General features: G+C 70.0%; 23 protein-coding genes and 1 pseudogene. 13 read left to right on the forward strand and 11 right to left on the reverse strand.

What is annotated here, in order from left to right:
* Positions 1-9: 9 nt before the first annotated feature.
* The gene (locus tag E5671_RS41645) at positions 10-1,011 is read right to left on the reverse strand and encodes an acyl-CoA desaturase (RefSeq protein ID WP_160509393.1); all 1,002 of its coding nucleotides are present in this window, start codon (positions 1,009-1,011) and stop codon (positions 10-12) included.
* A 413-nt stretch (positions 1,012-1,424) separates the two neighbouring features.
* A complete protein-coding gene (locus tag E5671_RS41650; RefSeq protein WP_237330356.1) occupies positions 1,425-1,853 on the reverse strand; it encodes a DUF5994 family protein in 429 nt (142 codons plus the stop codon).
* A gap of 449 nt (positions 1,854-2,302) precedes the next feature.
* Between E5671_RS41650 and E5671_RS41655 the strand changes: the two genes are divergently transcribed.
* Positions 2,303-2,773, forward strand: a complete 471-nt coding sequence (locus tag E5671_RS41655; RefSeq protein WP_160509395.1) for a DUF5994 family protein — start codon at positions 2,303-2,305, stop codon at positions 2,771-2,773.
* Between the two features lie 24 nt (positions 2,774-2,797).
* Here the strand turns inward: E5671_RS41655 and E5671_RS41660 are convergent, their stop codons facing one another.
* From E5671_RS41660 to E5671_RS41680, 5 genes are all read right to left on the reverse strand, one after another.
* Positions 2,798-3,199: an STAS domain-containing protein gene (locus E5671_RS41660; protein ID WP_160509396.1), complete on the reverse strand. Its 402-nt coding sequence runs from the start codon at positions 3,197-3,199 to the stop codon at positions 2,798-2,800.
* An 87-nt stretch (positions 3,200-3,286) separates the two neighbouring features.
* On the reverse strand, positions 3,287-5,806 hold the full coding sequence (fxsT, locus tag E5671_RS41665) for an FxSxx-COOH system tetratricopeptide repeat protein (protein ID WP_160509397.1): 2,520 nt from the start codon (positions 5,804-5,806) through the stop codon (positions 3,287-3,289).
* A gap of 109 nt (positions 5,807-5,915) precedes the next feature.
* The gene (locus E5671_RS41670) at positions 5,916-6,374 is read right to left on the reverse strand and encodes a PaaI family thioesterase (RefSeq protein WP_160509398.1); all 459 of its coding nucleotides are present in this window, start codon (positions 6,372-6,374) and stop codon (positions 5,916-5,918) included.
* Positions 6,375-6,424: 50 nt separating this feature from the next.
* Complete coding sequence (locus E5671_RS41675; protein WP_160509399.1) at positions 6,425-7,096, reverse strand: enoyl-CoA hydratase-related protein; 672 nt, start codon at positions 7,094-7,096, stop codon at positions 6,425-6,427.
* A 59-nt stretch (positions 7,097-7,155) separates the two neighbouring features.
* Positions 7,156-7,764: a TetR/AcrR family transcriptional regulator gene (locus E5671_RS41680; protein WP_237330357.1), complete on the reverse strand. Its 609-nt coding sequence runs from the start codon at positions 7,762-7,764 to the stop codon at positions 7,156-7,158.
* Between the two features lie 471 nt (positions 7,765-8,235).
* On the opposite strand from E5671_RS41680, the gene E5671_RS41685 reads away from it, so the two are divergent.
* Entirely contained in the window at positions 8,236-8,745 is a 510-nt protein-coding gene (locus E5671_RS41685; protein ID WP_160510763.1) for a GNAT family N-acetyltransferase, read from the forward strand.
* Between the two features lie 90 nt (positions 8,746-8,835).
* Entirely contained in the window at positions 8,836-9,807 is a 972-nt protein-coding gene (locus tag E5671_RS41690) for a GNAT family N-acetyltransferase (RefSeq protein WP_160509400.1), read from the forward strand.
* Positions 9,808-9,830: 23 nt separating this feature from the next.
* Here E5671_RS41690 and E5671_RS41695 read toward each other — a convergent pair whose 3' ends face one another.
* Positions 9,831-10,769, reverse strand: coding sequence for an oxidoreductase (locus E5671_RS41695; RefSeq protein ID WP_160509401.1), 939 nt, complete (start codon positions 10,767-10,769; stop codon positions 9,831-9,833).
* Positions 10,770-10,874: 105 nt separating this feature from the next.
* Here E5671_RS41695 and E5671_RS41700 point away from each other — a divergent pair, with 105 nt between their 5' ends.
* Both E5671_RS41700 and E5671_RS41705 read left to right on the forward strand, forming a co-directional pair.
* Positions 10,875-11,462 carry an acyl-CoA-like ligand-binding transcription factor gene (locus tag E5671_RS41700; protein WP_160510764.1) on the forward strand — a complete coding sequence of 196 codons (588 nt, stop codon included), beginning with the start codon at positions 10,875-10,877 and terminating at the stop codon, positions 11,460-11,462.
* Between the two features lie 97 nt (positions 11,463-11,559).
* Complete coding sequence (locus E5671_RS41705) at positions 11,560-12,264, forward strand: ribonuclease H family protein (protein WP_160509402.1); 705 nt, start codon at positions 11,560-11,562, stop codon at positions 12,262-12,264.
* Between the two features lie 17 nt (positions 12,265-12,281).
* On the opposite strand, the gene E5671_RS41710 is transcribed toward E5671_RS41705, so the two are convergent.
* Both E5671_RS41710 and bla read right to left on the reverse strand, forming a co-directional pair.
* Positions 12,282-13,955 carry a penicillin-binding transpeptidase domain-containing protein gene (locus E5671_RS41710; protein ID WP_160509403.1) on the reverse strand — a complete coding sequence of 558 codons (1,674 nt, stop codon included), beginning with the start codon at positions 13,953-13,955 and terminating at the stop codon, positions 12,282-12,284.
* Positions 13,952-14,938: a class A beta-lactamase gene (bla, locus tag E5671_RS41715; RefSeq protein WP_160509404.1), complete on the reverse strand. Its 987-nt coding sequence runs from the start codon at positions 14,936-14,938 to the stop codon at positions 13,952-13,954. Before bla ends, E5671_RS41710 begins: the two co-directional genes overlap by 4 nt.
* A 170-nt stretch (positions 14,939-15,108) precedes the next feature.
* On the opposite strand from bla, the gene E5671_RS41720 reads away from it, so the two are divergent.
* The 3 genes and pseudogenes from E5671_RS41720 to E5671_RS41730 all read left to right on the forward strand — a co-directional run bounded on the left by E5671_RS41720 (position 15,109) and on the right by E5671_RS41730 (position 17,830).
* The gene (locus tag E5671_RS41720; RefSeq protein ID WP_336605996.1) at positions 15,109-16,011 is read left to right on the forward strand and encodes a LysR family transcriptional regulator; all 903 of its coding nucleotides are present in this window, start codon (positions 15,109-15,111) and stop codon (positions 16,009-16,011) included.
* Positions 16,012-16,060: 49 nt separating this feature from the next.
* Positions 16,061-16,963, forward strand: coding sequence for a serine hydrolase (locus E5671_RS41725; RefSeq protein ID WP_202122718.1), 903 nt, complete (start codon positions 16,061-16,063; stop codon positions 16,961-16,963).
* Between the two features lie 82 nt (positions 16,964-17,045).
* A pseudogene (locus E5671_RS41730) lies at positions 17,046-17,830 on the forward strand (SAM-dependent methyltransferase).
* Positions 17,831-17,855: 25 nt separating this feature from the next.
* Here the strand turns inward: E5671_RS41730 and E5671_RS41735 are convergent.
* Complete coding sequence (locus E5671_RS41735) at positions 17,856-18,203, reverse strand: hypothetical protein (RefSeq protein ID WP_160509407.1); 348 nt, start codon at positions 18,201-18,203, stop codon at positions 17,856-17,858.
* A 244-nt stretch (positions 18,204-18,447) separates the two neighbouring features.
* Here E5671_RS41735 and E5671_RS41740 point away from each other — a divergent pair, with 244 nt between their 5' ends.
* From E5671_RS41740 to E5671_RS41760, 5 genes are all read left to right on the forward strand, one after another.
* Positions 18,448-19,458 carry a LacI family DNA-binding transcriptional regulator gene (locus E5671_RS41740; RefSeq protein ID WP_160509408.1) on the forward strand — a complete coding sequence of 337 codons (1,011 nt, stop codon included), beginning with the start codon at positions 18,448-18,450 and terminating at the stop codon, positions 19,456-19,458.
* A gap of 277 nt (positions 19,459-19,735) precedes the next feature.
* Positions 19,736-21,148, forward strand: a complete 1,413-nt coding sequence (locus tag E5671_RS41745) for an extracellular solute-binding protein (protein WP_160510765.1) — start codon at positions 19,736-19,738, stop codon at positions 21,146-21,148.
* Positions 21,148-22,107, forward strand: a complete 960-nt coding sequence (locus E5671_RS41750) for a carbohydrate ABC transporter permease (protein ID WP_160509409.1) — start codon at positions 21,148-21,150, stop codon at positions 22,105-22,107. Before E5671_RS41745 ends, E5671_RS41750 begins: the two co-directional genes overlap by 1 nt.
* An 18-nt stretch (positions 22,108-22,125) precedes the next feature.
* Positions 22,126-23,001 (forward strand): carbohydrate ABC transporter permease, encoded by an 876-nt coding sequence (locus E5671_RS41755; protein ID WP_160509410.1) that lies wholly within the window; start codon positions 22,126-22,128, stop codon positions 22,999-23,001.
* A gap of 26 nt (positions 23,002-23,027) precedes the next feature.
* Entirely contained in the window at positions 23,028-24,635 is a 1,608-nt protein-coding gene (locus E5671_RS41760; RefSeq protein WP_160509411.1) for an alpha-amylase family glycosyl hydrolase, read from the forward strand.
* Positions 24,636-24,673: the final 38 nt, after the last annotated feature.

The raw sequence follows: 24,673 nt of genomic DNA on the forward strand, positions 1-24,673 counted from the left end.
GGTGGGAGTTCACCTACGGCGGGTAGCGATGCGGTCCGGAGTGGGCCAGCGCACGTCGCGTACCCAGCCGAGGCGTTCGAGGAGGCGGATGACGGCGGCGGAGGGGTCGATCTGGCCGCGGTCGACGCCGTGGCGGGCGCTGGTGGGGTCCGCGTGGTGGAGGTTGTGCCAGCTCTCACCGAAGGAGAGCAGGGCCAGGGGCCACAGGTTGGTGGCCCGGTCATGGCGCCGGGTGCGGAAGGGGCGCCGGCCGATCACGTGGCACAGTGAGTTGACGCTCCAGGTCACGTGGTGGAGCAGCGCGATGCGCACCAGGCCCGCCCAGAGCAGGGCGGTGGTGGCATGTAGCCAGGTGCCGCCGATCGCCCAGCCGAGCGCGAAGGGGAGGGCCAGGGTGAGTACGCACAGGGCAGGGAAGGCCCGGGAGACGGCGCGGATATCGGGGTCGGCGAGCAGGTCGGGGGCGTATCGCTCGGCGGGTGTGGGGTCGTTGCGGAACAGCCAGCCGACGTGGGAGTGGGCGAGGCCGCGCAGTTGACCGCGCAGGTGGGTGCCGTAGCGGTAGGGGGAGTGCGGGTCGCCGGGGCGGTCGGTGAAGGCGTGGTGGCGGCGGTGGGTGGCGACCCAGCCGATGACGTCGCCCTGGAAGCTCATCGACCCGGCCACCGCGAGGGCGATCCGCAGGGGGCGGGCGGCCCGGTATCCAGCGTGGGTGAGGCCGCGGTGGAAGCCGACGGTGATGCCGAGCCCTGTGATCACGTAGAGAGCCAGGGCGAGCAGGACGTCAGTGGGGTGAATGAGGCGCCCCCACAACAGCCAGCCGGCCAGTCCGAGTGCCAGGAAGGGCAGGACGACGATCACGGCCGTCACCGTCACATACAGCCGTTCGCCGTCGCGGCGGGTCTCTGTCGGGGCTTCGTCGGGGAAGGGCGCCGTCCCGTCGTACCCCTGGGGTGAGGTGACGTCATGTGGTGAAGGGAGTACTTGGGACAGGGTGGGACTGGGGGACATGTATTGCTCCTTTGGCCTCGGGGCCGGAGGTAGGGCGGCCGGGGTCCGGGGCCAATGGAATCCGTGATGAGCTGCCTGAGGGTCAGGACCGGGGCCGAACCGCGTCGCCGCATGTTCGGTCAGGTCCTTGGCCTCCTTGGCCCCTTCGCGGCTCTGTTGGTCCTGCGCCGTGGGCGGAGGCGTCCACGTCCTCCGTCCCGGTGGTCGCGGCGGGCGCGGACGGTGGGGGAAGCGGTGCCGCCGGGGGGCGGCGGTGCGGGGTTGTGGGCGCCAGGGTGACCGGGGAGGCGATTGCTGTACCGATGCAGTGCGATCCGTTCGGTGTGCTGGTCATTGAGGAGATGAATCACGAATGCTCCCAGAGCGATCATCGCGAGTACGAGGGCGACGGTGATGACGGTGTCCATGGCCCGTCACCTCCCGCCGACCGTGCCGCCGGCTGTGTCCATGGCACCGCCCTCCGCCTCCCACGCCTCTGCCAGTGTGCGGCCCGGTGGGTCCGCCTCGGCGGCGGCTGCGGGGTGACGGTCCAGCTCGTCGGCGATGATGGCGCTGCCCGTACGGACGATCGAAGGATCGCAGGCGGCGGCCATGAGCCGGGCGGCGGCTGCCGCACCGGTCTCCGGGGGGATGATCAGCAGGTCCCAGCGTCCGACGTGATAGGAGAGCACCAGGAGTTGGTGCACATCCTGCTGGGCGCGGAACCAACTCGCGTTGACCACATGGCCGTTGACGGGAACCTTGCGCGGTGCGGCCGGCTTGACGGAGAGCCGCAACGGCGGGTGGTCGGAAGGCTTGGCGATCGGTGTGGCCGGCGGAGGTCGTGCGGTGAGCACCGTCATGGTGTCGACCTGTCCCCAGACCTGCTGTCGTGCCCGGTCCGGTGGTGTGGAACCGAGAGAGATACCGGCATGGAAGCCGGTCAAGGAATGCTCTCAGTACTCCCAACGGTACTCCTGCGGCGGCCCCGACCACGACCGTCCGACCGTTCCCCCCTGTTCCCCTCTGATCCCCTCTGAGCGGGGCCGCACCCGCCTTTGGGGCAGCGGCCAGGAGTAGCCTGGTGGTACTGAGGACTCTGTGTATACGGGCCCCGATACCCGTCTCGTCCTCGGCGAGTCACCGGACCGGGCCCGCCCGGGCGAGGTCACACCATGATCACGAACACAATCATGATCACGAACACACTTGGCCCGAAGAAGACACTTGCCAACGGCCATGCGTTGAAGGCGGGTTGGCCGCCGGTCGAGCGTGACCGACCGCTGCCGCAGCCTGGAGCGAGCGGTGCACCATGACCGCCGAGCCCGCGCCTCCCGTGATGCTGCTGGCGGACACCCAGGCCCATCAGGTGATCCCCGGGGCGGCTGTACTGCGGATGGAGACGACGCCCCGTCGTGACGGGACCTTCGACGGTGCGTGGTGGCCGCGAACCCGGGACCTCGAAACCCAGCTGGCCGGCTTGATCCGCGCGCTGACCGAACGCCTTGGACCCATCGCTCGCATAGGCCTGGACACGAGCTCCTGGGACGTACACGCGCGCCATCTGGTCGTCGACGGTCACACGGTCCGCATCGACTGGTCCGCCGTCGACGACAGCACGATGCTCGTCACCCGCGGGCGGCAGGACATCTTCTCCTTCCTGATGCTCCCGCCGCAGACCGAGGCGTCCGCCGCGCGTGCCGCCATGACCATGGCCGTACAGGACGGCAACAGCGCTTCGGCGTCGGAGATCCTGGCGGCCACCGGAATCGCTTCCGCTTGAGGATTCTCCCTGCTCAGGCGCTGCTCAGGCGCTGTGTGTGTCGGGCGGCCACGTGGGGCGGTGCGCGGGCGGCAGGGTCAGCAGGGCCTGGCCCACCGTGAGGTAGTGGGGGAAGATCTCCGTGCTGCCGGTCAGCGTCAGCAGCTGGACGAGGTGGCGGCCGGCTCCCGCCAGCAGAAGCTGGCCCTCGCGGCGCCGCAGCAACCACCGCACGCCGAGCAGGCAGTTGAGCCCGCGGGAGTCGCAGAACACCAGCGCCGTCACATCGAGAACGAGATGTCGATGACCCGCCATGACGGAGGCGCCGAGGGTGCGCAGAAAGAACTTCTCGCCGCTCTGGTCGAGTTCACCGCTCACACGCAGCACGGCGCACTCTTCGCACCGTGCGAGCTCGTGGATGATGAGGCGATGGGTCTGCGTCGACATCGCGCCTCCCTGTGGTCGTCGTACGGAAGCCCGGGCGCATGCCGGTGCACGATATGCCTCGCTCCCGAGTCCCCCGTCCGCCCCGCCCTACGCCTCGCTCCTCCCACCGCTGTGGGGGACATGGCGCTGCAGCGCGTTCCCACTGCCATGGGGTTGCCGGCGCGACCGGGCGCCGGCGCGGGCGAGGTCGGCACGGGCCCCTTCGGTGTAGGGGTGTGCGGGACCGAGGACTCGCTCGTAGTCGGCGAGCACGTCCCGCAGGGTGCTGACCGCACGGGAGCGTTTGCCCGCAGCCAGTTGAGCGAGGCCGAGATTGCGGCGGGCGTTGAGGGACCGGCGGTTGTCTGCGCCGAGGACGCGACGGCGGTCGATGGCGACCTGTGTGAAGAGTTGGAGGGCTTGGGAGTGGTGGCCGGCCACGGTGTGGGCGCGGGCCAGGAAAATCCGGATCTCCATGGTCAACGGATGATCGTGGCCGAACTCGTTCTCCCCCAGCGTCAGCAGATGATCCAGCTCCTCGATGGCCTCGTCGACGCGGCCGACGCCCTGGAGCGCGAGCGCCCGGTAGCGGCTCCACCACAGATGGAGGTGGCTGCCATTGCGTTCGGTACGAAGGACATCCGCGAGGACAAGGTCATGCAGGGCGAGCGACTCCTCGTATCGGCCCACGCGCTCGTACATGCGGGCCAGTTCGCCCCGCGCGTTGAGGGTGGAGCCATGCTCTGGGCCCAGGCCGCGCTCGTTGTCCCTGACGTTCTTCTCGAAGAGCGCCAGCGCTTGCGCGTCGTCTCCCTTGGACCTCAGCGTGCTGGCCAGGTTGATCTGAGCCCGCATCGTCGTCTGACCGTCCGGGCCGTTGACCTCGAGGCTGTCGGCGAGGTTCTGGCGGTGCAGTGCCTCCGCCTCGTCGAGCCGTCCGGCACCTTCCAGTGCGTAGCCGAGCGAGTTGACCCACTCCAGCGTTCTCGGGTGGTGCGGGCCGAACCGTTCCCGTGCGGCGGCCGCGGTCCGTTCGCGCAGTGCCACCGTCAGGTCGTACAGGTCCAGCGCCTGGTAGGCGGAGGCGAGTGCGGCCAGAGCCCCGAAGAGGTTGTCGTCCTGGGACGGCACGAGTCGCTCGTGCTCGGCCAGCACATCCCGGCCGACCGAGCACGCGCGCACGACCTCACCGCGGGCCACCAACAGCCTTACCGCGGCCCGAGGCAGGTCGAGCAGTGCGCGCCGGTCCGCGTCTCCCAGCGGGACGGCCGCCACCCACAAGGCCAGGATGTGGTCGGTGAGACCGCGGTCGGCCGCGTCCGTTGCTGTGGTGCTGTCAGCCTGCGTCAGTAGCCCGCGCAGGGCTGCCGCCGCTTCCGTGAGGCGGGTGCCGAGGCGGCCCTCTTCGAGCAACTGGTCCCGGACGATCCGCTGGATCAGCCGGTGCATCAGGACGGTGGTTCCGTCCAGGCTCAGCGTCACCACGGATGCCTCACACAGCCGGCCCACCGCGTCGTCCGTTGCGGACACATCCTGGTCCTCGCAGGCGCTGCGCAGGTCGTCCCGGTGCACACCGGACGGTGACAGGAGCGACATGAGCTCCACGACGCGACGCACGGCCGCGGCGTCCTCCCCTGCCTGCACGTGCTCGATGGCCAGAGCAAGGGCGGCCGCGGCACCCATCGGGTATGGCTCTCCCGGCGCACGCCGGATGACCTGGGCGAGGCGGCTGTGCCGGAAACGGTCCCGGTACTCGGAGAAGGTCAGGCCCTGCGTACGGATCACCCACGCGGCCTGGGCCAGGGCCAGCGGAAGCCGGCCCAGATCCTCGGCCAACTCCTCGGCGGAGGCATGGCCCTGGCTCCCCGCGTCCCTCGCCCCTGCCCTCTGACGCAGGAAGGCCACGGCCTCCTCCCGCGTGAACACCCCGATGTCCACGGTGGAGCCGAGATGGGTGACGGAGCGCACCGTGCTGGTGATGAGGGTGCGGGTGGGACCCGTGCGGGGCAGCCAGCGTGCGACTTCGTCAGGGTCGACGACGTTGTCGAGCACCAGCAGGGCGGGCTGCCGCAGTCCCTCAAGCCACCGACGCGCCGCCGCGGCCGAGAGCTGTGCGTCCTGGATGCCGCCCTTGACGCCCGCGGCGTCCGCGAGTTCATCGAGCCCGGCGACGACCTGCCCCGGTACCTCGGCCACGATCCAGACGACGACCCGCCACCCCGCATCCACACAAGCGCGTGCGTAGGCCCCGGCCAACTGCGTCTTTCCCACGCCTCGGCCGCCGGTGAGCGCGCAGACGACCGTGACCCCATTGTGCTGCATACCTGTTTCGATGGCCTCGAACAGCTCGGCGCGTTCCTGGAAGGCGAGGGGTTCGTGTGGCAGGGGTCCGATGAGCAGAGGCCCGTCCGCCAGGGGAGGGGGCGGGGCGCCCGCGGCCTGATGGACCGGTGCCGGATCGCGGGCTGCGAACCAACCGCCCGCACTGAGCACCGCGGCACTGGTCGTCGACGCGAGAGCGAGGGCAGCTTCCGGTCCCGCGTCCGTCAGTGTCAGCAGGGTCCACGGCGCGGCGAAGGCCCCCAGCGTGGACAGCACGACGACCGCCCAGCGAACCCCATGACCCACGGCAGACCTCCGGCATGTCCGGCGCGCACTTCGCCATTCGATGCCATCAGAGTGCCCAACTGGTGTATTGGGCAATACCGTTGGTGATGCTGCCGCAAGTGATTCGCCGTCAGGCCGTGGACCCGATGATCAGGCAGGTGGTGGTCGCGTGAGCGATCAGCTTGCCCTCCTCGTCCAGCACCTTGCCTTCGGCTGTCGCGGTGCGGCGGCCCGTGTGGATGACCGTGCCCTCGGCGGTGAGCGTGCGTTCGTCGGTGCGTGCGGCGCGGATGTAGTTCACCTTGAGTTCCAGCGTGGTGTAGCTGACGCCGGCGGGGAGCGTGGTGTGGACCGCGCAGCCCATCGCCGAGTCGAGCAGGGTCGCGGCGATGCCGCCGTGGACCGTGCCGAGCGGGTTGGCGAAGTCGGGGCGGGTGTCCAGGGAGATGACGATGCGGCCGTGTTCCACCTCGTCGAAGCGCATGCCGAGGAGGCGGCCGATGGACGGTATGTCCGCGGTGCGCTGGGTCTGTACCCAGCGCATCAGGTCAAGGCCGGACATGGCGGCGGTGACTTCTGCGGTCGACATGGTGTCTCCTTGTGCGTGTTGCTGTGCCGGTGGGTTCGGTGCTGCCGGTGTCAGCCGAGGATGTTGTCCTTGTCCCGCAGGGCGGCCAGGGCGGATGCGTACATGCGGGTCTTGATGGTGCCGAGAGTGGGGCCGGCCTTGCCCACCTGGGAGCGGGCGATCTCCATTGCCGTACCGCGCACGGCGTCCTCGTCCACCGCCCGGTCGACCACGGCGGCGGCCAGGGCGTCGTGGCCGCCGTAGCGCCGGGCGGTCGTCATGGCCTCGTGTGCGGTCTGCGGGGTCAGCCGGGCCTGGATGAGCGCGGACATGCCCGGGGTGAAGGGGATGTTGATGTCGGCCTCGGGCAGACACCAGTAGCCGCGGTCGGCGCGCATCACCCGGAAGTCGTGCGCCAGGGAGAGCATCGCACCGGCCGCGAAGGTGTGCCCCTGCAGCGCGGCCACGGTGACGACCGGCAGGGACAGCATCCGCGCCAAGAGGCCCTGCACGCTGGTGACATAGTCCTGGTGCTGATCGGCGTGGGCGAAGAGCCAGTCCAGATCGAGGCCGTTGGAGAAGAATTTGCCCGTCGCGGCGGTCACCAGGGCGCGGGGCCCTTCCGCCTTCTCCACCTCGTCGAGCGCCGAGCCGACGGCGAGGAGCCAGTCGGGGTGGAAGCGGTTCTCGCCGTCCCCGAGGTCGAGGATGAAGACGTCGTCCTGGCGGTCGAGCGTGGGCATGGTGGCTCCCTCAGGGGTCGGGTCAGTGGGGCAGAGCTCGGGGGATGGCGGGGGATGGGTCACTGGTGCTCCTGACCGGGCTGAGGGCGGTCAGGCAGAGCGTGTACGAGGATGTCGTGGATCTCGGCGGCGGCCGCGTCCAGCGGGGTGGTGCTCCGCTCGGCCCGGCACATGATCACCGCGCCTTCCACGGCGGCGATGATGAAGGCGGCCAGTCTCCCCGCCCGTTCCTCGGGCAGGCCGTGCCGGACGAGCAGGTCGGCGAGTGCCTCCCTCCAGGCGGCGAAGACCCTGGCCGCGGAGCGGGCGAGGTGCGGGGCGTCGTCGTTGGTCTCCACGGCCACCGCCACGATGGGGCAGCCTGCGCGGAAGTCGCTGTCGACGAGCCGCTCGCGCCACAGCCTGAAGAAGGCGTCGATCGCTTCCAGGGGGTCGTCGGTCCGCGTGCCGGCCGCGATCAGACCGCCGATGAAGTCACCGGCGAGTGCCACCGCCTCGTCGATCAACTGGGCCCGCCCACCGGGGAAGTGGTGGTAGACGGAGCCACGGGGAGCGCCACTGTGGGCGAGCACGCGGTCGATGCTGGTGGCGCCGGCCCCGTACTCACGCAGCAGTGCCGCGGCACTCAGCACCATCCGCTCACGGCTGTCGCTCTTACGGGGGCTCATGCGCCCGCCGCCGCGGTCATCGGGCGAGTCGATGGGCCGCCGGTGGCGGTGAAGAGGCCGTCGAACATGCGGGAGCCTTCCTCGCGTCGCCGAGCTGCGCCCGACCCTGGACTACTGCTCGGTAACTTATGGGGTATGGCATAGAACATGCAAGGGGTCTGACCGCTTGGCTGGTCACCCCGTTGATGGCCGATCCGGGGGACCGGAATTGAGGGGCTGCCCGCTGCCCGGATGATAAGATCTACGGCGTTCGTGAAATCCGTACCGAGGATGTTGGGAGTTGGGGCTGATGACCGCGCTCAAGGCCACTGCCATGCGCACCGCCCGGACCACCCTCACGTCCCGGGCCGTGGCCTGACCTCAGCTGGATTCGCCCTCGCTGGAAGCGTGAGCTCGCGGGGCGCCACCCACACGAACCCACCATGAAACGGATCTCCATCCACCATGAGCGACACCACCATGGGCAACGCCATGAGCAACACCTGGATCACGCGTGCCGAGACCGGCGCTGACATCCCCGCCGTTCGCGCCGTCGTAGTCGCCGCGTTCGACACCCCGGCGGAGGCCGACCTCGTCGACGCGCTGCGCGCCGACCCCGCGTGGATCGACGGACTGTCCCTCGTCACCACCGGTCAGGACGGCAAGATCGTCGGCCACGCGCTGCTGACCCGCTGCCACATCGGGGACACTCCAGCCCTGTGCCTGGCCCCCGTCGCCGTACTCCCCGAGTACCAGAAGACCGGTGCGGGTTCCGCGGCGATCCGTGCCGCGCTCGACGTGGCCAAGGACAGGGGTGAGCGCTTCGTCACCGTCCTCGGGCACCCGGCGTACTACCCGCGATTCGGCTTCACCCGTGCCTCCACGTACGGCATCGGCATCAGCATCGACGTCCCGGACGAGGCCATGATGGCCCTCGCCCTCGACGCAGGTCACCCGCTGCCCAGCGGCACGGTGCGTTACGCCGCGCCGTTCGGTATCTAGCCGGACCCCGCCGTGCCGGGGCCCCGCGGCCCCGGCACGGCCCCGGAAAGTCCGTTGCGGACCCGCTTCCTGGCGCCGGAGAGTGGGTCCATGACCACGCCCGCCACCCTCCCGCCCGGCCTGACGGTGCGCCCCGCGACGTTCGACGACGCGGCGGCGGTGTGCGCGCTGCTCAACGAGATCGTCCTGCTGGAGATCGGCCGCGCCGACACCGAACTCACCGAGACCCAGGCCGACTTGAAGCACCCGGAAGTCGACCTGGAGCACGACTCCTGGCTGCTGTTCGACGACGGCCGGCTGATCGCGTACGGGATGCTGTGGGACGAGTCCGGCGGCGAACGGATCGACACGGAGTGCTACACGCTGCCCGACCGGCCCCAGGCCGCCCAGTATCTGTTCGACCTGGTGGAGACGCGTGCCACCGAGCGCGCCGCCGCCAACGGAGCGGACCGGGCGGTGGTGCACCTGCACCTCAACATCGCCCCCACCGTGGACCTGCGCGCGCTGCGCGGACGAGGCTGGACGACGGTCCGGCGCTACAACTCGATGGCCCGCCCCCTGTCCGCGGACGCGGACACGGACGCGGATCAGGTGCCCGTGCCGCCGCCCGGGGTGACCCTCCGGCCCTGCCTGGCCGAGCCGGACCGAAGGCGTGCCCACGGGCTGCTGCAGGAGACCTTCGCCGACCACTTCGACTTCCAGCCGCGTACGTACGAGCAGTGGCTGGACGACATCGACGCCGAGCGCACCGACTGGTCCCTGATGTGGATCGCGCACGTCGACGGCCTGGGTGACGCGGCGGTGCTGCACACCCACAACGACCGCACATCGATGGCGTGGATCAGCAGCCTCGGGGTGCTGCGCCAGGCCCGGGGCCAGGGCCTGGGGAGCTACCTCCTGCGCCATGCCTTCGGCCACTACGCGGCGCTGGGCCGCGACCGAATAGGTCTCGGCGTGGACACCGACAACAGCAGCGGCGCTCTCGCCCTGTACGAGCGCCACGGCATGACCCTCGACTTCGCTCTCCAGGCCTGGGAGTTGATCCGCCCCGTCAGGCGCTGACGGGGCTCCTCCGGAGGCGCCTGCTACACGGCGGCCGGGAACGCGAACCGTACGTCGGTCAATTGCTCCGACAGCTCCCACAGGCGCCGCCCGGTCTCCGCGTCCGCCGCCACGGGAGCCAGCCGCACCCGGGTCGGTGCGCCGCGCAGCTCGGCCATGCCGCCCGGACCGATGAACTGGCCGCTCTCCACCTCCGGTTCGGTCGCCGCGTACAGCTGGGGGAGTGCGCCCTCGGCCGGGCGCTGGGCGAACAGCGGGTTGCCGATGCGGCCGAGCACCACGCGCCACAGGCCGATCGGCGTGCCCATCTGGAGGTTGGTGGCGGTGTAGCCGGGGTGGGCGAGCACGCTGCGTACCGGACTGCGGGCCTCGGTGAGCCGGAGGTGGAGTTCCCGGCCGAAGACGGCGTTGGCGAGCTTCGACTGGTTGTAGTAGCCCATGGGCTTGTAGCCGCGTTCGCCGGTCAGGTCGTCGAAGTGGATGCGTCCCTGCCGGTGGTTGATCGAGCTCACCGTCACCACTCGGGGGTCGGTTCCGGCGGCCAGCAGGTCGAGCAACAGGCCGGTGAGCGCGAAGTGGCCGAGGTGGTTGCAGGCGAACTGCAGCTCGTGGCCCTGCCTGCTGAGCGTACGAGGCGGCGCCATCACGCCCGCGTTGTTGATGAGCACGTCGAGGCGTGGGTGGTCGGCGCGCAGACGATGGGCGAAGCCGCGGACCGAATCGAGGTCGGCCAGGTCGAGGCGGCGTACCTCCAGGCTCGCGTCCGGCTGTGCGGCGGTGATCTCCGCGACCGCCTGATGGCCCTTGCCCTCGTCGCGGACCGCGAGGATCACGTGCCCGCCCTGCCGGGCGAGCGCCCGGGTGGTGGCCAGACCGAGGCCGCTGTTGGCCCCGGTGACGACGAACACCCGCTTGGTCTGGTCGGGGATCTGCTCGGCTGTCCAGCGCTGTTGCTGCATCATGCGGCACATGTTGTCGCTCGTGGCACTCAGTGTCAAGAGGTGCCTGAGTGTCATGAAAGGCATGGCGTGTACTATGGCCCGGTGAGTTCCCGCCCCGAAGTGACCATGGCCGAGCGCAAACGACAGCTCGTCTCGAACGAGTTGACCGAAGCGGCGCTGCAACTCCTCGCCCGGAAGGGGTTCGACGCGGTCACCATCGACGAGATCGTGACCACCGCGGGCGTCTCCCGGCGGACGTTCTTCCGGTACTTCGCGTCCAAGGAGGACGTGGTCGTCCAGTTCCTGGCCGACATGGGGGTCGGCATCCACGCGGAGCTTGCGGCCCGCCCCGTCGAGGAGCGGCCCTCCGTGGCGCTGCGGCACGCGGTGTGGGTTCCCCTCACCGCCTGTGGCGACCACTCCGAGCGGGTGCTGCCCGTGGTGCGGCTGATCCTGCGCACCCCGGCCCTGCGGGCGCGCTTCCTTGAGCACCAGGCTCAGTGGGGCGACGACCTGACGGGGGAGGTGGCGCGGCGCCTGGGGCGTGACGCGGGCGTCGACCTGTACCCGCGGCTGGCCGCCGGGATGGCGCTGTCCGCCTTCGACGCCGTGCTGCAACGGTGGAGCGACAGCGACGGCGTCGAGGATCCGGCCGAGCTGACCGACCAGGCCTTCGCGGTCATCGCCCCCGCGCTGGACGCCGGCGGAGCCTAGGCCTGGCGGACCGGTGTCGGCGGACCGGTGTCGGCGGACCGGTGTCGTCAGAGGGGCGGTGGCCTCCGGGCCTCTCGCGGGCTGGCATCATCGAGGGATGTCTGACTTGATCATCGCCGCCTGTGACGGAGCCGCGAAGAAGAACCCCGGGCCCGCGGCCTGGGCCTGGGTGGTCGCCGATGCCGACGAGCGGCCGCAGCGGTGGGAGGCGGGGCCGCTCGGCGACGCGACCAACAACGTCGCCGAACTGACCGCGCTTGCCGAGCTGTTGGAGTCCACGGACCCGGCCGTCCCGCTGGAGGTCCGCATGGACAGCCAGTACGCGATGAACGCGGTCAGCAAGTGGATCGCGTCCTGGAAGCGCAACGGCTGGCTGACCGCGGCGAAGAAGCCGGTGGCCAACAAGGACCTCGTCGTCCGCATCGACGCACTCCTCCAGGGCCGCGCGGTGACCTTCCGGCACGTCGCGGCCCACCAGGCGGACGGCGACCACCTCAACGCGATCGCCGACGTCGCGGCCAGCGACGCCGCGACGACGCAGAAGGCCGCAGGAACCGCCCACGGCGCGCTCACGATCCCGGAACCGCGGCCCGAGCGCATGACGGCCTCCCCCGCCGCCCGGCCGCGCAAGAGCTCCACCGCGGGCAAGAGCTCCACCGCACGGGCGGGCAAGGGGAGTTCGGGCGGCGTCATCAAGGCCAAGTTCCCCGGCCGCTGCCACTGCCAGAAGCCCTATGCCGCAGGAGAGAAGATCGCGAAGAACGCCCACGGCTGGGGCCACGTGGAGTGCCGGGACTCCTGAGGCTCGCGACGGGCCCGTCAGGAGGGGTCGTCGGGCACGGCTCCGAGGAGGCTGCGGACGACGGGCCCGGCCGACGCGCCACCTGTGACGCCCTTCTCGACGACGCAGGCCACGGCCACGTTGCCGCGGTAGGCGACGAACCAGCCGTTGTTGGGGGCGTCCTCGGAGACCTCGGCCGTACCCGTCTTCGCCCCCACCTCGCCGGGCAGGTCGGCAAGGACCGAGGCCGTGCCGTCGGTGACCGTCGCGCGCATCAACTCGCGCAGCTGCGTGACGACTTCGCGCGGCAGCGGGGTCGTGGCGGTCGTGTCCTTGGCGCCACCGGTCAGGGTGGGCTGGTGGAAGGCGCCGGAGACCGCCGTCGCGGTGACGGACGCCATGATCAGCGGGTTGGCCTGCACCCTGCCCTGCCCGATCATCGACGCGGCCTTCTCGGTCTGGTCGCGGGGGGTCGGAACCGATCCGTCGTACGAGGGAATGCCGACACTCCACTTCTGCCCGACCCCGAAGTACTTGCCGGCGACATCGCCCAGTTCCTGGTCGCCGACCTTGTCGCGCAGGCTGATGAAGGCGGTGTTGCACGAGGTGGTGAAGTCCTTGCGGAACGTTGCGCCCCGGTGTTCGGAGGTCTCGACGTTCTGGAACCGCTTGCCGACGGTGAGGTACTTCGGGCAGTCCACGACATCGCCGGGCGCGACCGCGTCCTTCAGCAGCAGCGCGCTGGTGGTGACGAGCTTCCAGGTGGAGCCCGGCGCGTAGGTCCCCGAGACGGCGCGATTGAACCCGGATGAGGGGGAGTTGGCGACGGCGAGGATTTCCCCGTCGTCGATCCGCAGGGCGACGAGCGCGGCGTCCTTGCCGTCGGCCTCGGCGGCGATGGCCTTCTCCGCCGCGGACTGCCACGTGGCATCGAGGGTGGTGGCCACAGGCCGGTCGGCGGGACGGTCGGACTTCTTGCCGAAGGAGGCCTCCGTCGCCTTGACCTCACCGGTGACCCGGTCGACGAGCCGCACCGCGCCGCGGGGACCTGCGCCGCTGCCCCCGGCGATCTGGGGGAGCAGCGGGGCGAGGGAGGGGTGCGTCCTGCTCGACAAGGCGTCCCCGTCGCGGTCGTTGATCTTGGGTCCGGCGGCGTCCTCCCGCTCCAGACGGAACTTCTCCGTGCCGCTCAGCTTCGGGTGCACGAGGGACAGCGCCCACTCCACCTTCCATGTGCCGTCGTCCTGCTCGCGCAGGGGCACGGCGGAGGCGTAGGTCCAGGTGCCCAGCTCCGTGACCGGCATCTTGGCGGTGAAGGCCACGGTCACGGTGCCGTCCTCACCGGCCGTGACCGCGCCCGGAGTCAGGGTCGGCTCGCTGATGTCGAGCCCGGCCGTGAAGCTCTTCAGGACGCGCTCCGCCTGCTCGGGACGCGAGGTCAGCGCCGCCGCGCGCGACATTCGCCCCGCCTCCCAGTCGGACAGGAACGCCCGCGCCTGCCTCGTCGCCTCCGGGTCGGGTATCGGGGGCCCCGGGTCGAAGGGGCCCAGCTCCGCGGCGTACGCGATGCCCGCGGCGAGCGCGAGCGTCAGCCCGGCCGCGACCACCACGCGTGGGGCCTTCCTGGCGGGTCTGCGGCTCGGGCCGTCGGGTCTGCTGCCGGGGCCGCCGGGTCTGCTGCCTGGGCCGGTGAGCGGTGCGGCATCCGTCATCGAGGGCTCCTCGCCGTGGTCAGCGAGTCGACGGCCACGGAGGTCGCTTCCGCGATCAGCTTGTCGGAGGGCTCGGCGTCCTTCTTGCCGCGGTTCGACAAGATCGCCATGACGATGGGGTCACCGTCCGAGGGCCACACCACGGCGATGTCGTTGCGGGCGCCGTAGTAGCTGCCCGTTCCGGTCTTGTCGCCCACCACCCAGTTCTTGGGCACACCGGCCCGGATGGTCTTGTCCCCGGTGGTGTTGGTCTTCAGCCACTTGGTGAGCTGCGCGCGTTCGCCCTTGCGGAGAGCGTCTCCGAGTACGAACGCGCGCAGGTCCTTGGCCAGCGCCCGCGGTGTGCTCGTGTCCCGCGTCTCACCCGGCACCCAGGTGCTCAACTCGGGCTCACGGCGCTCCATTCGCGTGACATCGTCCCCCATCCTCTCGAGCGCCGCGTCCAGGCCCTTGGGGCCGCCGAGCTGGTCGAAGAGCAGGTTGGCCGCGGCGTTGTCGCTGTAGCGGACGGCGGCGTCGCACAGTTCGCCCAGGGTCATTCCGGTGTCGACGTGCTTCTCGGTCACGGGCGAGTTGGCGACCAGATCGTCCTTGGAGTACGTGATCTTCCGGTCGAGGCCGCTCAGGGAGTACTTGCCCAGTACGGCTCCGGCGGCCAGCGCCTTGAACGTGGAGTTGTAGGCGAAGCGCTCACCGGCGTTGTAGGCCACCTCGCGCCCGGTGCCGGTGTCGATGGCGTAGACGCCGAGCCGCGCGTCGAACTTGTCCTCAAGCGCCTTGAGATCGCCGGTGAACGGCTTCGTCGCCTCTGCGGGCTTCGTGGTTCCCGCGGGCTTGGTGGTCGCCGTGGAAGGCGACGACGAAGCCGAGGAGTCGCCATTGGCGCAGGCCACGAGCGGGACGAGGCAGAACGTGGCAAGCGCGCCGAGAACGGCGCGACGGGCACGGGTCTGCTGTGGACGGGCGGCGCGGGTGTGCTGCATGGGCCAAAACCTCCGAGGTGCCCCAGGGACAGGGCGCGTGGGGGACGGGGCGGCACGGCTCCGTCCCGGTACGTGGTCGTGAGTGCCGGTGCCACCCTCGCCCTCGGGTGCGTATGCGGTCCAATACGCTCATGCGTGGTTCCATGCTGATCTGGCATAGGATCTCGGGCGTGGATCTGGTGGGAGCATGTCGCGCGTTCGTCAGCGTCAGCGAGTACGGCAGCTTCACCGATGGAGCGGCCGCGGCGCGGATGTCCCAGTCGGTGGCAAGCCGTCGCGTCGCCGCGCTGGAAGAACGCTTCGGCGAGCCGCTGTTCGAGCGCACGTCGCGGCGCGCCGTCCTCACCCCCTTCGGGCGCGACATGCTGCCCACGGCCCGGCAGCTCGTGCAGGCGGCGGACGTGCTCCTCGACGAGGCGGAAGCCGTCAAGCGCAAGCCCTGGCGGCTCGCGGTGCCCGGCATCTGCTCCACGGCCGGTCTCGCCCGCCTCGTCGCCGAGGCACGCGGCCACGGCGTCAACCTCGACCTGCGGGTGGCGGCGCCGACCCAGCGCAGGGAGCTCCTCCACGCACAGCAGGTGCGCGCCGCGCTGCTCGCGGTGCCCGCGGACGAGGCGACGTGGTCCGTGCCGCTGGGTCTCGCCGGCGCCCAGGATCCCGGCGTCCGGCGCGTCTACCTGGAGACGCTGCGGGTCGGCCGCGCCTCGCCAGGCCCGGCCCGCCGCGTCTGGATCCAGCCCGAGGACGACGTGCCGCACATCCGCGACCCCCTGACGCGCCTGCGCGACGCGCTGGGCCTGCGGCCCGCGCAGCTCGTCGCCGCGGCCGACCTGACGAGTGCCGCGGCCGAAGTCCTGTGCTCGGGCGACCTGTTGCTGTGCTCCCTCGCGCAGGCCGAGGAACTCGCCCTGACCTGGCGGCCCATCGGTGAGGTCACGCTCGGCCGTGGGTTCGCCCTGGCCGCCGCCGCGGAGGGCAATCCGCAGCACATCGAGGCGCGCCTGGGCGACGCCATCGCCCGCTGCCTGGGGGCGGGCGCCCTGGCCGGGGCCATGGCAGGAGCGGCACGATGAACCTGGGCACGGAGGTGGGGTGGGCATGAACGGTTACCTGCGCGGTGGTCTGAGCACCGAGGCTCTGCTGCGCGATCTGCGCCTGCAGTTGCGCGACGGCGGCCTGCACGGCTGTCTGCTCGTGCGGGATCTGCACACGGGGGAGGAGCTGGGCATCGAGGCGGACACCCACCTGCCGTCCGCCTCACTGGTCAAGGTCCCGCTCGCGCTCGCGACGCTGGAGCGGATCCGGCGGGGCGAGCTCGACGGGGCGACGGTGCTCGAGGTGCAGCCAGGGCGGGTCATCACGCCCGGTCCCACCGGGCTGAGCCGATTCCGTCACCCCGCCCGGATCGCGATCGACGACCTGCTCTACCTGAGCACCTGTCTGAGCGACGGCATGGCCGCCGACGCGCTGTTCGAGCTCACCCCGCCCGCCCAAGTCACCGGCATGCTCCACGAGTTCGGCATCCGGGGCATCGCCGTCCGGCACAGCGTCGGCGAGCTGTCCGACACCCCCGTGGAACGCTTCGACGCCGACCAGGCCCATCTCGCCCACGCCCTCGCCATCGACGCCGGCACCAGCGGCCGTGGTCACCGGGTGCCGCAGCTCGACACCACCCGGGCCAACACGGGCAGTGCCCGCACCTACGTCGACCTGCTGCAGGCCCTGTGGACGCCGTCGAAGATCCACCCGGACGTGGCCCAGCGGCTGCGCGACCTCCTGGCCCACAACGTGCTGCGGCACCGGCTCGCCCCGGACTTCAGCTCCGACGCGAGCACCTGGTCCTCCAAGACCGGCAGTCTCCTCAACCTCCGTCACGAGATCGGCGTCGTCGAGCACTCCGACGGCCAGGCCTTCGCGATCGCCGCCCTGACCGAGTCCCTCGTACCCGCGAGTGCGCAGCCCGGCGCCGACGCCCTCATGGCGCAGGTCGCCCGCAGCCTGCGCGACCACCTCCGGCAGCTCTAGGCGCTGCCGGAGGCAACGGAGGCAACTCCCTCACCAGCCGTGACGGTTGACATGGTGACCTGGGCGCTCGGAAGATCCTTGGATGACCGCAGAAGACGCCAGCATCCTGATCGACACCAGCAAGCCGCACCCGGCCCGGGTCTACGACTGGCTTCTGGGCGGCAAGGACAATTACCTGGTCGATCAGGAGATGGGCGAGAAGCTGCCGCCCGAGGCACGCGCGAACGCGGCACGGAACAGGGCGTTCATGCACCGTGCTTCCGCCTGGCTCGCTGACAACGGTGTCAGGCAGTTCCTCGACATCGGCACCGGTATCCCCACCGCCCCGAACCTCCACCAGATCGTCCAGGCGATCGCTCCCAGTTCCCGGGTCGTGTACGCCGACAACGACCCCATCGTCCTCCGGCACGCCGAAGCCTTGCTGGTCAGCAGCCCGGAAGGCGCCACGGACTATGTCCAGGCGGATGTGCGCCGGCCGGAAGCGATCCTCGACCACGCATCCGACTCCTGGACTTCAAGCAGCCCATCGCGCTCTCCCTCATCGCCCTGATGCACTTCATCACCGACGAAGAGGACCCCTACGGCCTCACGCGCACCCTGGTGAACGCGCTGCCGCCCGGGAGCTATCTGGTGCTGTCCCACGGCACCACCGACGAACACCCCCAGCTCGCGGATTCCGTCACCGACACCTACAAGAAGGGCCAGGTGCCCCTGAGGATGCGGCGCCGCGCGGAGGTCGAGCGCTTCTTCGAGGGACTGGAACTGGTCGAGCCGGGCCTGGTGACGGCGACGCACTGGTACAAGCAATCGCCGGCACCGAAGGCCGAGTTGAGCGGTTTCTACGTCGCGGTCGCCCGCGTCCCCTGAGGTGCCTGAGGCGTGACGCGCAGGCTCAGGAGAACAGAACCGACCGCAGCTTCAACCGCTCGCTCGCGCCACCGGTGTGGGGGCGCAACGTGAAAGTGTCACCGGAGCAGTCGGCGTTCGTGAAGACGATCGCGAAGGAATCCGTGCGGTTCTTGGGGGAGTGGGCGGGTGGCTGGTGGTACTCCTGGGCAGCCTCGGGGAGCGTGACGCACTCGCCGCTGTTCGGGTCGTGCAGCGTGGCCTGCTCTTCCTCACCGTCGCTGTCGATGTACGTGTACCTGAAATCGCCCTCGGCGGCGTAGGCGGAGCCGGGCACGGTCAGGATCAGCACGGCGGCACCGGCCGCGGCGGCCAGTGAGTGACGAAGACGCATGGATCTCTTCCTTTGCTGGGAACGGCACGTGAATGCCGGGAACGGCACATGAATGCTGGGAACGGCACGTGAACGCATCCCGCATTCCCGCTCTGACCAGCAGTGATACCTGAATCCACGGAGGCTCGCCGCCGAAACGATCCGCCCTCACCCGTTCGGCCCTGGCCAGGCTCGGCGCAGGCGATCCCGAACGGATTCAGCAAGCACGCAAACAGAACGTAAGAATTGCACTATTCTTGCGTGCATGACGCGACGACTTGCTCAGGTGGCGCGGAAGGTCGGGGTCAGCGAGGCCACGGTCAGCCGGGTACTCAACAACAAGCCGGGGGTCTCCGACGCGACCCGGCAGTCCGTGCTCTCGGCCCTGGACGTCCTGGGGTACGAGCGGCCCACCCAGCTGCGTGGCGAGCGGGCCCGGCTCGTGGGGCTCGTGCTGCCGGAGCTGCAGAACCCGATCTTCCCCGCGTTCGCGGAAGTGATCGGGGGAGCGCTCGCCCAGCAGGGCCTTACTCCCGTGCTCTGCACCCAGACCAAGGGCGGCGTGTCCGAGGCTGACTATGTTGAGTTGCTGCTGCAACAGCAGGTTTCCGGAGTCGTCTTCGCCGGTGGGCTGTACGCGCAGGCGGATGCCCCGCACGAGCACTACAAGCGGCTCGCGGCGCGCAAGATCCCGGTGGTCCTCGTCAACGCGGCCATCGAGCGGCTCGGATTTCCCGCGGTGTCCTGTGACGACGCGGTCGCGGTCGAGCAGGCCTGGCGGCATCTGTCCACGCTCGGCCACCGCCGCATCGGCCTGGTGCTCGGGCCGGCCGACCATATGCCGTCGCAGCGCAAGCTCGCCGCTGCCCGCGCGATCGCCGAGCAAGGCGGCGGCGAGCTGCCCGAGCGGCATGTCTCGCGGGGGATGTTCTCGATCGAGGGAGGCCAGGCCGCCGCCGCACGTCTCCTGGACGCCGGGGTCACCGGCATCGTCTGCGCGAGCGACCCCCTCGCGCTCGGCGCGGTGCGCGCCGCGCGCCGCCGGGGTCTCGGCGTCCCGCAGGACGTCTCGGTGGTCGGCTACGACGACTCGGCGTTCATGACCTGCACCGAACCCCCGCTGACCACGGTGCGTCAGCCGATCGAGGCCATGGGCCGAGCCGTGGTCGAGCTGCTCGCGCTTCAGATCGCGGGGAGCGTGGTGCCCACCGAGGAGCTGCTCTTCGAACCGGAGCTCGTGGTGCGCGGCTCGACGGGTCAGGCGCCGCAGGAGTAGGCGCTCGACGGGCGATCCCCGCAGGGCCGGCCGCAGGACCAGCCGCAAGATCAGCCAGAGGTGCGGGGTCAGGTCGGGTCGCCGGACGATCCCCGTTTCGTACAGTCAACTTCTTTCAATCATCGCGCTAGATATTGCGCTGAACTGTCGGCGGTGCTTGAGTGAGCGCCGCCACACAGTCCGCGCAGCTGTGGGCTTCCCTGCTCCTGCCATGCCGTCCCTGCCCGCACGGGCGGGTGACGCTGTCCAAAGGGGTCCACCGATGAGCAGCTTCCGGATGCCGCTTCCACGTATCCGCCGCCGCACCACCTTCCACACCGCCGTCGCCTCCGCGCTCGCCCTCACCGCCCTGGCCGCCTGCGGCACCAGCAGCAGTGGCGAGGGCGACTCCGACGGGGACAACGGCGCCAACGCGGCCAACGCCGCCGCCCCGCTGGACCCGAAGACCAAGGTGACGCTCACCATCGACTGCATGCCGCCGGCTGCCGAGAAGGCCGAGCTCAAGCAGTGGAAGGAGGACGTCGAGGCGTTCAACAAGAAGTACCCGAACGTCACGATCAAGGGGAAGCAGACCGACCCCTGCCTGGAGCCTCCCCGCTTCACGGCGATGCTGAAGGCGAAGTCCCAACCTGACGTCTTCTACACCTACTTCACCGATCTCCAGCAGGTCCTGGACAACGACGGCGCCCAGGACATCAGCGCCTACGTCAACGACAAGTCCGTACCGGCCCTCAAGGACATGGACCCGAACGTCCTGGGCGTCCTGAAGAAGGACGGCAAGCTCTACGGCCTGCCCTACAGCAACTACACGATGGGCCTGCTCATCAACCGCAAGCTCTTCGAGAAGGCCGGACTCGACCCCAACTCGCCTCCGCAGACCTGGGCCGAGGTCCGCTCGACCGCCAAGAAGATCGCCGACCTGGGCGACGGCGTCTCGGGATTCGGCGAGTACAGCGCAGGTAACAACGGCGGCTGGCATTTCACCGCCACCACCTACGGCCTCGGCGGCGACATCGTGAGCAAGGACGGCACCAAGGCCGCCTTCAACAACGACACCGGCAAGAGCATCGTCGACAACCTCAAGGCCATGCGCTGGGAAGACAACAGCATGGGCAAGACCCAGCTCCTCAAGTGGGGAGACCTGCAGAAGCAGATGGCCGCCGACAAGCTCGGCATGTTCCTCGCCGCGCCCGACGACATCACGTACATGGTGCAGAACCTCGGCGCGAAGTACGACGACTTCGGGATGGGTCCGATACCCGGCCAGAAGGCGACGCTCTTCGGCGGCAACGACTACATGATCAAGAAGGGCAGCTCGCCAGACCAGATCAAGGCCGCGATCGCGTGGATCAACTTCAAGTTCCTCAGCGTCGGAAAGGGTCAGTTCGACTGGGCCCGCACCAAGGCGGACGGTCTGCCCGTCGGGCTGCCGCAGCCGAACTTCTGGACCGGTGACAGCAAGGCCAAGGACGACAAGGCCCGCGAGGAAAGTTCGACGATGCCCGTCGAGAACTTCCAGGCCTTCACCGGAAAGCCGGTCACGGGCAAGGCCGAACCGCCCAAGGCGCAAGAGGTCTACAAGGTCCTGGACACCCTGATGTCGGCCGTCCTCACGAACAAGGACGCCGACGCGGACAAGCTGCTCGAGACCGCCGAACAGCAGGTCAACCAGGTACTGGCCAACCAGTGATGTCCGCGCCCACCCTCCACAAGAACGAGGCCCGCAGGCCCTCCCCGCCGCCAGGCGGCCGGGCCTCCGGCCCCGAACACGGCTCGTTCCGCCGGGCGTTGAAGCGCAACCTCACCGCCCACGCCTTCCTGATCGGCGCCCTCCTGTGCTTCTCGGTCTTCTCCTGGTATCCGATGGTCAGGGAGTTCATCCTGGCCTTCCAGAAGACCGAGAACGGCGAGACGGTCTGGGCGGGCTGGTCCAACCTCACCTACATCTTCAACGACCCGGCGTTCTGGCAGGCCTGGCGCAACACCCTCCTGTTCACCGGACTCGCGCTGCTCCTCGGCTTCGCCGTGCCCTTCGCCATCGCCCTGATCCTCAACGAATTCCGGCACGGACGCGGCTACTTGAGGCTGCTCGTCTATCTCCCGGTGATGCTGCCGCCGGTGGCATCGGTCCTGCTCTTCAAGTACTTCTACGACCCCGGGTACGGCCTGTTCAACCGCATCCTGGAGGCCGTCGGCCTGCCCGGACAGGCCTGGCTCCAGGACACCGACACCGCGATGCTCTCCGTGGTCGTCGCCGCCACCTGGATGAACATGGGCGGCGCGACGCTGATCTACCTGGCCGCGCTCCAGTCCATCCCCGGAGAGTTGTACGAGGCGGCCGAGCTGGACGGCGCCGGCATCTTCCGCCGCATCTGGCACGTCACCATCCCGCAGACCCGGCTGATCCTCTCGCTGATGCTGCTCCTGCAGATCATCGCCACCATGCAGGTGTTCGTGGAGCCGTTCCTGCTCACCGGCGGCGCGGGCCCCGAGGGCGCGACCCTGACCGTCGTCCACCTCATCTACCAGTACGCGTTCACCTTCAACAACTACGGCAGCGCGGCTGCGCTCGGCCTGGTCCTGCTCGTACTGCTCGCCGGATTCTCGGCGGCGTACGCACGACTGAGCCGCGCCGGCAGCGAAGACTAGCCGGGGGAGAGCACGGACATGAGCACACGCACCCTGATCTCCCCGGCCCAACTGGCCCGCCCCCGCGGCAAGTTCCTGTACTGGACGGCCTTCACCGTGGTGACGGTCCTCTTCACCCTGGTCTTCATCGGCCCGCTGTACTGGATGGTCACCAGCGGCCTCAAGTCCCCGCAGGAATTCGCCCAGACCCCGCCCACCCTGGTCCCCGACGCCATCCATCCGCAGAACTACGCGGACGCCTGGGGCGTGATGGACCTGGCAAGGCTCCTGTTCAACACCCTGTACTACGCGTTCGGCGCGCTCGCCTTCCAGCTCATCTTCGACGTGGCCGCCGCCTACTCGCTCTCCAAGCTGCGGCCCGTGTTCGGCAAGGCGATCCTCGGCGCGATGCTGCTCACCCTGATGATCCCGGCCGCCGTCCTGGTCGTACCGCAGTACCTGACCGTCCTTGACGTGCCGGTCGTGGAGCGCAACCTCATCAACTCACCCTGGGCGATCTGGCTCCCGTCGGTCACCAACGCCTTCAACATCTTCCTGCTCAAGCGGTTCTTCGACTCCATCCCGCGCGAGCTCCTGGACGCCGCCGCCATCGACGGTGCCTCGTCCATGCGCACCCTGCGCTCCGTGGTCCTTCCGCTGTCCCGGCCGATCCTCGGCGTCGTGTCGATCTTCGCGGTGGTCGCGGTCTGGAAGGACTTCCTCTGGCCGATGCTCACCCTGCCCGACCCCGGCAAACAGACCGTCAACGTCGGCATCTACTCCCTTGCCGCCAGCGTCTCCGAGAACTGGCTCCTTGCCGCTCTCGCCATCGCCTCGCTGCCGACCCTGATCATCTTCCTGATCTTCCAGCGCAACATCATGAGCGGCCTGACCGCCGGCAGCCTCAAGGGCTGACCCCCCTGCCCCGAAAGGAACCTCACGTGGCAGTCACCTCCCCGACCGATGCCTCCTGGTGGCGCTCGGCCGTCATCTATCAGGTGTACGTACGCAGCTTCGCGGACGGTGACGGCGACGGCACCGGCGACCTCGCGGGCGTCCGGTCCAAGCTGCCCTATCTCGCCGAACTCGGCGTCGACGCCCTGTGGTTCAGCCCCTGGTACCTCTCGCCCATGGTCGACGGCGGCTACGACGTCGCCGACTACCGCGTCATCGACCCGGCCTTCGGCACCGTCGCCGAGGCCGAGAAGCTGATCGCCGAGGCCCGCGGGCTCGGTATCCGCACCATCGTCGACATCGTCCCCAACCACGTCTCCGACCAGCATTTCTGGTTCAAGGCGGCCCTGGCCGCAGGCCCCGGCGCCCCCGAACGCGAACTCTTCCACTTCCGCCCCGGCCGCGGCGCGCACGGCGAACTGCCGCCCAACGACTGGCCGTCGCAGTTCTCCCCGACCGCGTCGACCTGGACACGCGTCGAGGACGGCGAGTGGTACCTCCACCTCTTCGCCCCCGAGCAGCCCGACCTCAACTGGGCCCACCCCGCGGTCCGTCAGGAGCACGAGGACGTCCTGCGTTTCTGGTTCGAGAGGGGAGTGGCAGGCGTACGGATCGACTCCGCCGCCCTGCCCGCCAAGGACCCCGCCCTGCCCGACTTCACCGAAGGAGTCGACCCGCATCCCTTCATCGACCGCGACGAACTGCACGACATCTACCGCTCCTGGCGGGCCGTCGCCGACGAGTACGAAGGCATCTTCGTCGGAGAGGTCTGGCTCCCCGACGCCGAACGCTTCGCCCGCTATCTGCGCCCCGACGAGATGCACACCGCCTTCAACTTCTCCTTCCTGTCCTGCCCTTGGGAGCCGGACAAGCTGCGTACGTCCATCGAGGCGACCCTCGCGGAACACGCCCCGGTCGGAGCCCCCGCGACCTGGGTGCTGTGCAACCACGACGTGACCCGCACCGTCACCCGCTACGGCCGCGACGACACCGGCTTCGACTTCGCCACGAAGGAGTTCGGCACCCCCACCGACCTGGCACTCGGCACCCGCCGCGCACGCGCCGCCGCCCTCCTCGCCTTCGCCCTGCCCGGCGCCGTCTACATCTACCAGGGCGACGAACTCGGCCTGCCCGAGGCCGACATCCCCCGCGACCGCATCCAGGACCCCATGCACTTCCGCTCCGGCGGCACCGACCCCGGCCGCGACGGCTGCCGGGTGCCCCTGCCCTGGGCGGCCGACGAACCGCACGCGGGCTTCGGTTCGATGACAGGACCCTGGCTTCCCCAGCCCGAAGGCTGGCCCTCGTACGCCGCCGACCTCCAGGTGATGGACCCCCGCTCCATGCTGTCGCTCTACCGCGCCGCCCTGCGTCTGCGCCGCATCGAACCCGGCTTCGGCGACGGCCCGTTGACGTGGCTGCCGACCGCCGACGGCGTGCTGGCCTTCGTACGAGAGCCCGGCCTGGCCTGCGTCGTCAACCTCACCACAGCGCCCTGCGAACTCCCCGCCCACACACGCCTCCTGCTGGCCAGCGGCCCCCTGGACGAGGCGGGCCGCCTGCCGCAGGACACGGCGGTCTGGCTGCGCATCTGACCGTCGGCACCACGGCACCAGCGCCGTCCCCCACCCCG

The sequence above is a fragment of the Streptomyces sp. BA2 genome (assembly GCF_009769735.1).
GTDB lineage: Bacteria > Actinomycetota > Actinomycetes > Streptomycetales > Streptomycetaceae > Streptomyces.

What these genes read in the sequence shown, in the direction of transcription:
- E5671_RS41685 (WP_160510763.1), top strand. Translation starts at nt 8,236, where the DNA reads ATGAGCAACACCTGGATCACGCGTGCCGAGACCGGCGCTGACATCCCC.
- E5671_RS41660 (WP_160509396.1), bottom strand. Translation starts at nt 3,199, where the DNA reads ATGTCGACGCAGACCCATCGCCTCATCATCCACGAGCTCGCACGGTGC.
- E5671_RS41745 (WP_160510765.1), top strand. Translation starts at nt 19,736, where the DNA reads ATGCCGCTTCCACGTATCCGCCGCCGCACCACCTTCCACACCGCCGTC.
- E5671_RS41755 (WP_160509410.1), top strand. Translation starts at nt 22,126, where the DNA reads ATGAGCACACGCACCCTGATCTCCCCGGCCCAACTGGCCCGCCCCCGC.
- E5671_RS41700 (WP_160510764.1), top strand. Translation starts at nt 10,875, where the DNA reads ATGGCCGAGCGCAAACGACAGCTCGTCTCGAACGAGTTGACCGAAGCG.
- E5671_RS41710 (WP_160509403.1), bottom strand. Translation starts at nt 13,955, where the DNA reads ATGACGGATGCCGCACCGCTCACCGGCCCAGGCAGCAGACCCGGCGGC.
- E5671_RS41695 (WP_160509401.1), bottom strand. Translation starts at nt 10,769, where the DNA reads ATGATGCAGCAACAGCGCTGGACAGCCGAGCAGATCCCCGACCAGACC.
- E5671_RS41705 (WP_160509402.1), top strand. Translation starts at nt 11,560, where the DNA reads ATGTCTGACTTGATCATCGCCGCCTGTGACGGAGCCGCGAAGAAGAAC.
- E5671_RS41645 (WP_160509393.1), bottom strand. Translation starts at nt 1,011, where the DNA reads ATGTCCCCCAGTCCCACCCTGTCCCAAGTACTCCCTTCACCACATGAC.
- E5671_RS41680 (WP_237330357.1), bottom strand. Translation starts at nt 7,764, where the DNA reads ATGAGCCCCCGTAAGAGCGACAGCCGTGAGCGGATGGTGCTGAGTGCC.
- E5671_RS41750 (WP_160509409.1), top strand. Translation starts at nt 21,148, where the DNA reads ATGTCCGCGCCCACCCTCCACAAGAACGAGGCCCGCAGGCCCTCCCCG.
- E5671_RS41690 (WP_160509400.1), top strand. Translation starts at nt 8,836, where the DNA reads ATGACCACGCCCGCCACCCTCCCGCCCGGCCTGACGGTGCGCCCCGCG.
- E5671_RS41650 (WP_237330356.1), bottom strand. Translation starts at nt 1,853, where the DNA reads ATGACGGTGCTCACCGCACGACCTCCGCCGGCCACACCGATCGCCAAG.
- bla (WP_160509404.1), bottom strand. Translation starts at nt 14,938, where the DNA reads ATGCAGCACACCCGCGCCGCCCGTCCACAGCAGACCCGTGCCCGTCGC.
- E5671_RS41670 (WP_160509398.1), bottom strand. Translation starts at nt 6,374, where the DNA reads ATGTCGACCGCAGAAGTCACCGCCGCCATGTCCGGCCTTGACCTGATG.
- E5671_RS41735 (WP_160509407.1), bottom strand. Translation starts at nt 18,203, where the DNA reads ATGCGTCTTCGTCACTCACTGGCCGCCGCGGCCGGTGCCGCCGTGCTG.
- E5671_RS41740 (WP_160509408.1), top strand. Translation starts at nt 18,448, where the DNA reads ATGACGCGACGACTTGCTCAGGTGGCGCGGAAGGTCGGGGTCAGCGAG.
- E5671_RS41655 (WP_160509395.1), top strand. Translation starts at nt 2,303, where the DNA reads ATGACCGCCGAGCCCGCGCCTCCCGTGATGCTGCTGGCGGACACCCAG.
- E5671_RS41675 (WP_160509399.1), bottom strand. Translation starts at nt 7,096, where the DNA reads ATGCCCACGCTCGACCGCCAGGACGACGTCTTCATCCTCGACCTCGGG.